At 68.7% G+C, this 9730-nt stretch carries 12 protein-coding genes; all 12 read right to left on the bottom strand.

Going from position 1 to position 9730, the window contains the following annotated elements; all coding sequences use genetic code 11:
- Position 1 precedes the first annotated feature (1 nt).
- The 12 genes from U0177_RS21395 to U0177_RS21340 all read right to left on the bottom strand — a co-directional run bounded on the left by U0177_RS21395 (position 2) and on the right by U0177_RS21340 (position 9724).
- Entirely contained in the window at positions 2-172 is a 171-nt protein-coding gene (locus U0177_RS21395) for a hypothetical protein (protein ID WP_409572700.1), read from the bottom strand.
- Complete coding sequence (locus U0177_RS21390; RefSeq protein WP_409572699.1) at positions 126-818, bottom strand: hypothetical protein; 693 nt, start codon at positions 816-818, stop codon at positions 126-128. Before U0177_RS21390 ends, U0177_RS21395 begins: the two co-directional genes overlap by 47 nt.
- Positions 819-875: 57 nt before the next feature.
- Positions 876-2393, bottom strand: coding sequence for a hypothetical protein (locus tag U0177_RS21385; RefSeq protein WP_409572698.1), 1518 nt, complete (start codon positions 2391-2393; stop codon positions 876-878).
- An 11-nt stretch (positions 2394-2404) separates the two neighbouring features.
- Positions 2405-3502, bottom strand: coding sequence for a hypothetical protein (locus tag U0177_RS21380; RefSeq protein ID WP_409572697.1), 1098 nt, complete (start codon positions 3500-3502; stop codon positions 2405-2407).
- On the bottom strand, positions 3483-3761 hold the full coding sequence (locus tag U0177_RS21375) for a hypothetical protein (RefSeq protein WP_409572696.1): 279 nt from the start codon (positions 3759-3761) through the stop codon (positions 3483-3485). The genes U0177_RS21380 and U0177_RS21375 overlap by 20 nt, the downstream gene beginning before the upstream one ends.
- Positions 3758-4123, bottom strand: coding sequence for a hypothetical protein (locus tag U0177_RS21370; protein WP_409572695.1), 366 nt, complete (start codon positions 4121-4123; stop codon positions 3758-3760). The genes U0177_RS21375 and U0177_RS21370 overlap by 4 nt, the downstream gene beginning before the upstream one ends.
- Positions 4124-4231: 108 nt before the next feature.
- On the bottom strand, positions 4232-5671 hold the full coding sequence (locus U0177_RS21365; protein WP_409572694.1) for a hypothetical protein: 1440 nt from the start codon (positions 5669-5671) through the stop codon (positions 4232-4234).
- Positions 5672-5722: 51 nt separating this feature from the next.
- Positions 5723-7024, bottom strand: coding sequence for a S49 family peptidase (locus U0177_RS21360; protein WP_409572693.1), 1302 nt, complete (start codon positions 7022-7024; stop codon positions 5723-5725).
- Positions 7021-7422, bottom strand: a complete 402-nt coding sequence (locus U0177_RS21355; protein ID WP_409572692.1) for a hypothetical protein — start codon at positions 7420-7422, stop codon at positions 7021-7023. The genes U0177_RS21360 and U0177_RS21355 overlap by 4 nt, the downstream gene beginning before the upstream one ends.
- Complete coding sequence (locus U0177_RS21350; RefSeq protein WP_409572691.1) at positions 7423-7821, bottom strand: hypothetical protein; 399 nt, start codon at positions 7819-7821, stop codon at positions 7423-7425.
- 426 nt (positions 7822-8247) lie between these two features.
- The gene (locus U0177_RS21345) at positions 8248-8451 is read right to left on the bottom strand and encodes a hypothetical protein (protein ID WP_409572690.1); all 204 of its coding nucleotides are present in this window, start codon (positions 8449-8451) and stop codon (positions 8248-8250) included.
- Positions 8444-9724, bottom strand: a complete 1281-nt coding sequence (locus tag U0177_RS21340; protein WP_409572689.1) for a hypothetical protein — start codon at positions 9722-9724, stop codon at positions 8444-8446. Before U0177_RS21340 ends, U0177_RS21345 begins: the two co-directional genes overlap by 8 nt.
- Positions 9725-9730 lie beyond the last annotated feature (6 nt).

The following is a 9730-nucleotide window of genomic DNA, read 5'->3' as shown; positions in this document are numbered from 1 at the left end:
TTTAGGTGTGCGTGATGTGCGCCCCACGGCGCCAGGCGGCGCGCTTCGTTTGTGCCTGAGCGTCGGCCAGCACGGCGGCCATCTGGCGGTCGGTCAGGTAGGCCGCGACGATCAGCGCCTGGTCGTCATCCGGCAGTGCGCGAAAGCTCGTCAGCGTCTCGTTCGCCCACACGGCCGCCAGCATCCAGGTCAGCTCCGGCGTCTCGATCCGCAGCCCCGACTGCGGCGGGTGCAGCGTCCAGATGTTGGTTCCGTGGAAGGTCACCCGAAAACATCTCGGCGGCATCGGCCACCGCCTCCGCGCTCACCCCGCCACCGTACAGCGCGAACATCCACTCGGTCAGCGCCATGGTGTCGCCGCCGGCCGCGACGAGCAGCAGCCAGCGCACCGGATCGCTCGCGCCGTCCAGAAACCGATCGAGCTCGGTCGGCTCGGGCGCCGCATCCTCGGGCGGCAGCTCGGCCAGAAACGCGGCCAGCGCGTCGGCGTCGGCAGCGTGCGCAGCCAGCCCATCGGCGACGGTAGCCGGCTCGACGACGAGCGCCAGCTGCGCGGCCCACTGGAAGGTGCGGATCGCGATGCGCGCCTGGTGGTCGGCGAGCGCGGCCAGGTAGGCCGGGTCGCTCGGGTTGGGCGTGGGCGGCCCGCCAAAGTCGTCCTGAAACGTCGGCGGCTGGGGCTGCGCGTGGCGCAGGCTGCGCGTGGCGCGCTGCGCGAGCTGGATGCGCTGCCAGCTCGAGATCGGGCGATAGGTGATCCCAATGCCCGTGCCAAACCGGTGCTGCCTGGTGGCGGGCGGCGGCGGCGTGCGTGCCATCGATGTGGCTCCTGTGTTCGAGCCGGGCAGGATGGGCCTGCCCAGCTCGTGCGAATCTTAGGCGACGGGCGCGCGGCCGAGCTGCACGCTGCCGAGCGTGCCGCCGGCGGCCGTGCCGACGATGGCCAGCGTGTTGGCGCGCACCCCGCGCGAGCCATTGCGCGGCACTGCGGCGCGGGTCATGCCGCCGTTGGTGACAAAGTTGTTGACGCGGTTGGTGGTGTTGGTCGATTTGGCGAAGCCGTGCCAGGTGCTCACCACGCGCCCGACGCTGCTGGCGGTCACCACCAGGTGGATCACCTCAGGGGTCACCACGGCGATATCGTTCACGGCATCGCCCGAGGCGGTGCCGAGGTAGGCGACGGTCGACCAGGTCTTGCCGCCGTTGTCGGTGTACTTCAGCACGCCCGACGCTGCGCCGACGTAGAACCGGCGCGCATCGACGACGCCGATCGCGAGCGGCGAGGCCACGCTGATGGTGGCCCCCGCGCCCCAGGTCGCGCCGTCGTCGAGCGAGATCAGCAGCGTGCCATCGGCCATGACCGCGCCCAGCACGCCGTTGCGGCCGCGAATGCGGGTGATGTTCGAACTGCCGGCCGAGCCGGTGCGCATCGTGGTAACGCCGGTCAGCGGGGTCTGGGTCTTGTAGATCCAGCCCTTCTGGGCCACGAGATACAGCGCGTTGCCCTCAACCCAGGCATCGGTGAGCAGGTCGGTGGCGGCGATACCTGCGGTCACTTTCGTCCAGCTTGCGCTAGGGATGCCGGTGTCCTGGTCGATATCGGTCACATAGTAGCCCGACTGGGTGGCGCTCCCGGCCTTGTCGGTGACGACGATCAGCTGCTGGCCGAGGGCGCACACCGCCAGGATAGCCTCGGTGTTCGTGATGCCCGTAATCGCCAGGTCGGCCCAGGAGCCGCCATCCACCGAGTAGCGCAGCTTGGGCACGGTCGCGCCGGCTGCCGCGATGCCGACATAGAGATCTTTGGTCTCCACGCCCGCCACGCCACAGAGGTTCGATACGCGGTTGCCGAAGGTCACCTGGCTGGCGACGGCTGAGGGCTGCTGCTCGCCAAACACGAGCGGGCCGACCGGGTACAGGCCATCGAGCGCCTTGACCGTCAGCTTGTCGATCAGCACGCCATCGTCGGCGCGCATCTTGCGGTCGCCGCCGTCGTTGCCGCTGATCAGGCAGTTGGCGGCGATCTCGACATAGGCGGTGAACGCCAGCGGGTTGGTGGGATCCACGCAGGTGCCGGCGTTCATATACACATTGAACGGCACATTGTCGCGGATGAGCGCGGCCGGCACCTTGCCCGACAGCTCGCCGGCCGAGATCTCGAACCCGTCGTAATCGCTGGGCGCGCTCGTAATCGCCGCGCGGGCCTCGTACTGGCCGGGCCGCAGCGGATCGTACCCGAAGTCCGGCTTGATGTCGGCGATGGCACGCGTCACCCCGCCGATCGCGATGTGCTGCCCGTCCATGCCGGCGAGCTTGAGCGCGTTCCCTGGCGCCGCGCCGCCGGGCTGGGTGAAGATGGAAATATCTTTGGATGTGAGATCTTGCCCAGGCATGGTGTGTCTCCTTACACGCGAAAGCCGCGCGGCTGGATGCGCTCGCGGATGGCCAGCCAGGCACGCACGTGCCCGCGCCGGGTGCCAAACGGATTGTTCATGGCCGCGTCTTTGAAGGCGAACTCTTCCTCGCCGCCCTTGACCCGGCTGATGTCAAATTGCCAATGATAGAGCCAGTGGTTGGCCGCCTGGCAGGCGCACGGCTGGCCGCTGATCTCGGCGGCCGCGAGCTGCGCCACGATCGGCTGCCAATCGCGGGCCAGATCGCCGTCGGCGCCGAGCGGCTCGCCCGCGATGCCCGCGACCGTCGCACGCGGGCGGACGGGCGCGCACCAGGGCAGGTACCCCGCGCACGGGTCAATGTGGATAATGCCCAACCGCGCGTCGATCGCGCTGGCGGTGTACTGCGTGTCGCCAATGGTGAGCGCTGCTGCGGCGTCCACCGTCTGCTGCCACATGGCGATGCTGCCGACATAGTTGGCGGCGTCCTGGCTGGCGAACGTGGCAAGGGTCGCGCCCATGTCGTATTGCGCCGGCTTGACCAGCATGGCGCTCGGCCCGCGCACGCTGATGTCGTAGGTGCCGCCGTTCAGCACGGTCGTGATGCGCACGGGCCAGATGCGCCAGTCGTCGCGCTGCCCGGTCACCTGGTCGCTCTCCGCGAACCGTACCACCAGGCTGCCGGCCGGGTCGGTGGTGAGCGCGCTGGCGAGCGTGGCGGTGAAGGTGTCATACAGCCCGTCGCCATTCGCGTCACTGAGCACAATCGCGGGCGTGCCCAGGAGCGTCTCACTGACCGCGCCCAGCGCCTGCAGCCGGCCCTCGGGCAGACGGATCGTCCCATCGGCGGCAATCGGCAGATCGGGCCAGGTGGCGGCCCGCGCGCCCACGGCGTAGCCCAGATAGTCGGCCAGCTTGGCCTCGGCCGCGTCGATCGCGCGCCGGATCTCGTCGCGGCCCACGGCGCCCAGCGACTGCCAGCTGTACTCGCGCACGATGCTCATGCAGCCGTCGGTCACCGGCGCCTTGGCCGGGTCGTGCAGCTGCCAGAAGTGCAGCGGGTGGTACGCCACGATGCGGCGCCAGGTTTCAAGACTGAGAACCATCACACCATCGCATCCACTCGCTGGCCAGCCCCGCCGCCGCCAGCCCCAGGCGCAGCCGCCGCGGCGCGAGCGCGAGCGCGAGCGCGAGCCAGAAGCTGACGCAGTGCGGGCAGCTGATGCCGGTAAATTGCCAGCTGCTGCCGCCGTAGCGGTCGTACACGGCCGTGCGCAGCCGCTCGGCCAGCCGGTACGGGCCGGTCTCGGCGGTGATCAGGCGCGCCAGGCGCAGGGCGGCCAGCGCGGTCAGCAGCAGGTCGATCACGGCTCCGCGTCCACGATGGGCGCATGCGCCGGCGCCGCATCGGGGGGCGCCGCGCCGTCCTCGGGCACGCCGTCGGCGGCGTCGCGCGGCTTGGTGGCCTTCTTGCCGCGCGCCGACGCGGGCTTCGCGGCCGGCGCGTCGCCCGCGTCGGTGGCCACCTCCAGCGGCGCGGCCTGGAACGCCTCGGGCTGGGCCTGCGCCCAGGCCAGATCCTCGGGCGCGATCCACACGAAGCGGTCGTCCATATTGAAGCCCACGCGGTAGTTGTTGCCGGTGTCGGGGTTGGTGCGCGTGATGCTGCCCAGGTTGCGGCCGAGCCACTCGTAACGCTCGGCGCCGGCGGGCGGATTCTGATCGGTCATCCATGCACTCCTTGCGGCGGTGCCGCTGCTGCAGTTGCAGGCCATTGCGCGATCCTCGGGCGGGGCAGATGCGCCTGCCCCGCCGCACAGCGGGCGCTGCCGCCCGCGCTAGATGGGGGTCTGGTAGGTCGGCGCCGCGTAGGTGCTGACGCCGCCGGCCGCGTAGTTCGCATCGCCTGGGATGCCCGAGCGCGCCGGCACGCCATCGGTGTAGCGGATGCCGGTGAACCGGGCGCCCAGAAACGGCGCCTTGCAGATCAGGCGGGGCTCGGTTACCGCGCCCCACTGCAGACAGATGCCGGTCTGCTCGATCTCGTACAGCAGGAAGCGGCCGTCGCCGATGATCATGAAGCGGCTGTTCGGGTAGCCCTCCAGCACGCTCTGCGCGGCCGTCCCGAGCGTCTGGTTGTAGTCGAGATACTCGTAGTAGGTGATCCACCCCTGCGTATCGACGAAGCGCGGGCTGCGCAGCGGCAGGAAGTAGATGTCGGAGGCGTACACGCCGGCCGCGGGGTTGGTTTCGCTCAAAAACTCGATGGTGAGCACCGGGTACTTTTTGCCGGCCACGAGCAGGTAGCGATTCTCCTGCATGTCGGCGCGCAGCGCGGTCAGCGCGGCGCCGTCGAGGCTGATTTCCGTGCCGCTCGGGCCGGTGCAGCCCATCGTGTAGACATTGCAGGGCCAGTAGTACGTCAGCTCGATAAACTGTGCGTACTGCATCACGAAGCCGAACTCGACGGGTGCCAGGCCGGTGCGCACCGCCAGATCCTCCTGCCGGCGCACCACGTCGTGGATGCGGCGCACGATCGCCGGGGCGTTCGACGACCAGGCGGTGCCGGAGAGCGTGGTGTCGACCCAGCTATCGGCGGCCGGGCAGAGCGCCTGCGGGCTGGTGAGCGCGTCCTGGTGGCCCACATTGATCTGGGTCTCCAGGCCGTAGTACTGCTTCATGCCCGCAGTGTTGAGATTCGCCGGCGTGCCGGTGATATCCCAGCCGCCGTAATCCCGATCCATCGCGAACAGCATCTCGCGGATGCGCGCCTTCTTCTCGTCGAGCAGCGTGTTGGTTTTCAGCTCGGCCGGCACAGGTACGACGGAGAGCGGGTCGCCGATCAGCCGATAGTCGGCCATTTCGGCGCGGTTGATGCGGCGGCCGATCTTGTTGAGCTGCAGTGCGCGCGTGGCCATACGGATTTCGCCAAACGGCAGTGCTTGTGTACACACCGACAGGCCGCCCGGCACTTTGCCGGTGGCGCAGGCCGTGGTGGCGTCGCTGCCGGAACTGGCCGCCTGCGCGGTCAGGATCTCAAACAGCGCGTAGTCGTAGCGCGCCTTGAACCAGGGCAGATACGAGCGCAGCGAATTGTCGGGCAGCACCATCGCGTTGACGATGGCGGGATCGACGCCAAACGGCGAGAAGGTGCCGCCAATACCGTGCAGGTACTGGCCGGAGGGGGTGGCGGCGGCCTGGAGGTTCGTGCCGCCCGCCCGCGCCTGCAAGGCGGCCAGCTGGCGCGCCTCCGCCGGGCTGAGTGCAGAGTGCAACATAGATACTCCTGTGATGGATGATGAACGACACGACACAGCCAGGCCCGACGCCTAGCCGCCGAGAAACGAATCCAGGGGATCGTCGTAGGGCGCGTTCGCGGCCAGCGCCGCAGGCGCCTGCGGCGCGTTCACGCTGGCGCGGTAGCCGCCCGCGACGGTTGGCGCCTCGCCTTCGAGTTGCGCAACGCGCGTCTCAAGCGCCTTGAAGGTCACAGCGTTCTCTGCCTGCTCGCCGGTGCGCTCACGCATCTCGGCGGTGAGGGTCGCGATCGTCTGCTGCTGGGCGTCGATCGTCTGCTGCTGGCTGGCGATCCGCGCCTCCAGCTCGTTGATGCGGGCGTTCAGCCGCGCTTCCATGCTGACATCCGCCGAGGCGTCCGCCGCGTGCACGCCCAAGGCGGCGGCCAAGAGCGCGGTATCCTGTTCGGTTGGCATTGGAGATTCCTCCGTAGCTAGGGGGATCGGAGCAGACAGCGCGAGCGCGCCGCCCGAGGTGGTACGCCCAGCCTGCTGGCAGGCAGTGAGCGCCGAGGCAAACGAGCCGAGCGCATCAGCAAACCCGGCATCGACCGCGCGCTGGCCCACGAGCACGCCGCCACGCACGCTTGTCACGGCCGCGCGGGTCATGCTGCGATACTCGGCCACCCGGTCGACAAACAGCCAGCCGAGATCGTCAACCAGCGTTTGCAGCGCGGCGCGGCCCTCCTCGGAGTGCGGATCGGGCCGCTTGAGATCGCTCATGCTGCTGACAATCTCGATCGTGCCGTCGTCGTTGAGCGCGTGCTGCGGGTCTTCGACGGTCAGCACCACGCCGACGCTGCCGATCAGCGCCGAGTCGTCCAGCGTGATCTGGTGTGCCGCTGCCGCGAGCCAGTACGCGCCGGAGCAGCAGTCGCCGTCGGTGTAGGCATGGATCGGCTTGCGGTCGCGCCCCGCAAAGATCTGCTGCGCCAGCTCGTGGATGCCCTTGGCCTCGCCGCCGGGGCTGTCGATCAGCAGCAGGATCGACCGCACCCGCTCGCTGTCGAGCGCTGCGCGGATGTCGTGGCTCAGATACTCGGTCGAGGTGCCGCCCGAGAAATCCATAAACATGTTCGCGCGCCGGAAGATGGGGCCGTCGATCGGGATGAGTGCACAGTCGCTGTGCATCGTCACGCTGAAGGTGCCGGGCAGCGTCTCAGGGCTGGCCACGCCGGCCGCCTGGCGCCGCTGCATCCGCGCCTCGCGTCGCGCTGTCGCCTCGGCGCTGCCGCCTGCTGGGCCGTGGCCGTCGCGGGCGATTGCGGCAATCGCGCGGAGATACGGGTCAGCAATCGCCCAGCGGGCCGCGCGGATAAGCGGAAGAAGGTTCATTGCAATTCCTGCTGGATGCGCGCGGCCAGCCGTCGCTGCATGCGCGCCGCGATCGTGATCGTCCACTGCTGCGCTCTCGTGCCGGGGTGGCGCACCCGCCGCGCCCAGACGGTGGCCCCGCCGGCCTGGAAGCGCAGGATCGTTTTCCGCCGGGGCATAATCGTGTGCGGCTTGGTGCCGTCGTTCTGGTAGGCGAACACGGCGTCATCCGTGGCGATGATCCGCTCATCCGGCCCACTGCCGCTGACCTCGAACCGCACGTGATGTTCCCAGGCCGAGACGACCATGCCGAGCTGGCCGCGCGTCTCATCGGCGGTCGCGTCGAGTGCGCGGATCGCGGCCCGCGCTCGCTCCTCGAGCGTGCGGCCCTTCGGCGCAATGGCGGTCAGCTTGATCACCTAGTCCTCGTTGCCCGCCACGAAGCCGTTGAGCGTGGCGGCGGTGGCGCGAGTCACGGTCAGCACGCGGTCGGCGGCGCCCGAGAACACGCCGATCCCGCCCAGATCGATCTGGAGCGGCGCATTGGCCGCCAACTCGAGCACCAGGATCGTCGTACCCGCCGTGTTGTCCTTGAAGGTCAGCACGGTCTGCGCGCTGGCGGTGAGCACGAGGCGCTGCAGGCGGAATCGCTTGCCGCTGGCAGGCGTCCAGATCGTGGTCTCCGCCTGCCCGGAGGCCAGCGCCACCGGCTTGAACACGTCCGGGGTGCGCGCAATCGCCATCACGCTACCGTTGTAGGCGGTCGGTTGCTGGCCCTCGGTCTGGATCGCGCCGTCGGCTTGGAGTGTGTAGGGCATGCGAGCCTCCTGTACAGGCAATAAAAATGGCGTGGTAACACTGCTGCCAGTGTCACCACGCCTTTGCAGGGGTAGCGCGTCTTCGGTTGTGGTGCCTACGACCTATCCGGCGCGGTCGCTGGGGCGTGCGGTCGGATAGGTGTTCGGCGTCGTACGAAACGGGCGCGGCAGCTCCGTTCACGCTGAAAGCAACGCTGGCAGGTATCCCAGTGCCAGAAGCCCTTATCTGCCGTGATGCCACCCTACGGGCATTGGTGGCCGTTCTCGGCCAGCGAGCCGCGTACAGATACGGCGCCGTCTTTCTGCGTGGTTGTGCTTCTCACACACAATAGGTTGCGATTCCACAACCCCGGCGGCTGCCTGGTACGACCGGGGCGGCCCGAGTTCGCAGAAACGGCCCGCCCAACCATCAGTCGCACATCCATTCTACTCGCCTGAGCGCCGTTTCGCAAGCCCCACGCCATACGAGGCCGAATCGTTGCGCCCCGCTCGCCGCTCCTGCCGGCTCGGGAACGTACGCGCCGCCCCGCTGCGCGCGTCGATCGCGCCGACAAGCTGCACAATCTCACGCCTGAGACTCGGATCGGCCTGGAGTGCCTGCAAGGCCAGTTGTTTGAGCTGCTCAAGCATCGCCTGGGTTATCCTCGCTGCTGAGCGTCGTTGTGGGCGTCGTATCGGGCGCGGGCACGAAGGCCTGCGGGATGTCGCCGGCGTCGGCCTTGAGCTGCGCGGCCTGGGGCGCGGTGATGATCTGTGCGGTGACCTGCTGCGCATAGTCCTCGGTGCGGGTCTTCGCCAGCTGCGCGCGGGCGAGCTGCTCGGCGAGGTCGTGCGAGCCCATGTGAAAGGTGGTGCCGGGGGCCAGCGCGGCCAGCTGCAGCGCCTGCGCCAGCGCGTCCTGGAAGCTGTCGAGCTGGTTGGCCTTGTCGTGCAGCTGCGCGCTCTGGGTCGCCGTGCCGATGCCGGCGCGAATGGGCATCAGGTCTTGGAGATCAAGCTCCAGATTTTTCGCATAGGCCAAGAGGCACTTATCCCAGCGGGATTGTTCGTCAAACCCGTCGGGCAATTCCGACAGCGGAATGGTCAGCAGTGCGGCCTTGTCGGCGGCGGGCATCGGCACAATCGCCGCGCCCATGTAGTGATAGGCCAGCAGCCGATCCGCATCATCCGCATCCGCGCCGGCCAACTTCGCCGCGCGCACGCCGTCCTCGATACTCTGCGTGCCGCCGCCGGCCACCAGGTAAATGGCCAGCGGGCGCTTACCGTTCACCTTCTCCAGCAAAAAGCGGTTGATCGCAGCCAACTCCACAATAAACGGGTACGCGCCCTCGGCCGCGCACTCGCCCAGGCCGTTGGCCTCGCGGTCGCTGCGCTCCATATGCACGAGGCGCACGACCTGGTGCCGCCGGAGGGCGCGCGGGATGCCGTCGCGGGCCGTGTAGATACAGGGCCACTCAGGATCGCCCGTCGCCTGGCAGTAGCGCGTGTCGAGATGATCGACCGCGACCACCCGCGAGCCGGCGGCGCTGGTCGCGTGAATGATTTCCAGCCAGGCCCCGTTGTTCGTCGTCCAGTAGTCGCGCAAGAGCTTGGGCAGGGTCGCGCGCAAGGGAATACGGCGCAGCATATCATAGCCGTTGCGAACGCGCAGGGGCACATCGCCGCGCAGTTCGTACCCCTGCGACACGATTTTATTGATTTTGATGCCCAGCGCGGCGTGCCACATGCCCTCATGCCTGCTGCACGCGCGCAGCACCCGGTCGCGCTCAATCCAGCGCTCGGGCAGATCGATCGGCAGCGCGGCGGGCAGCAGGCCGCGCCCGTCGGCAAACACGAATTGCAGCGCGTAGGTGTCAGTGCTGACAGCATCGAAGCGTTTGACAGATTGGCGCACGTCGGTCATACAGGC

The organism is Kouleothrix sp. (assembly GCF_046328425.1).
In the GTDB taxonomy this organism is placed as follows: domain Bacteria; phylum Chloroflexota; class Chloroflexia; order Chloroflexales; family Roseiflexaceae; genus Kouleothrix.
This window is presented reverse-complemented; position numbering and strand designations above follow the sequence as displayed.